Origin of the sequence: Streptomyces sp. P17 (assembly GCF_032436805.1) — a bacterium.
In the GTDB taxonomy this organism is placed as follows: Bacteria; Actinomycetota; Actinomycetes; order Streptomycetales; family Streptomycetaceae; genus Streptomyces.
The window spans coordinates 1-239 of sequence record NZ_JAVRBF010001436.1 but is presented as its reverse complement, the minus strand read 5'-3'; the positions used below and the strand labels follow the sequence as shown (position 1 = coordinate 239).

Below are 239 nucleotides of genomic sequence, written 5' to 3'. Positions count from 1 at the left end.
CCCGCTGCGACCGCCGCCTTGCCGCCTGTATCGGCCAGCAAGAGAACCGCGCCAGAGCCGATCCGCGATTTCATCTCGTCGATCAGCGCCGGAAGATCCCGTCCCGACACACCGTCAAGCCGGCGCGAGGCAAAGCGGATGCCGCCGATCTCCACCGTCTCGTCGGCGGTCTGGCCGCCGCCCATTGCAAGCTCGCGGCGAAGCTGTGCAACTTCATTGACAAGCGCCTTACGCTCATC

General features: G+C 66.1%; 1 protein-coding gene. It reads right to left on the bottom strand.

Annotation, left to right across the window (positions count from 1 at the left end; all coding sequences use genetic code 11):
- The coding region (locus RMT89_RS45255; protein WP_315889571.1) for a DHHA1 domain-containing protein at positions 1-239 on the bottom strand (239 nt) is incomplete at both ends.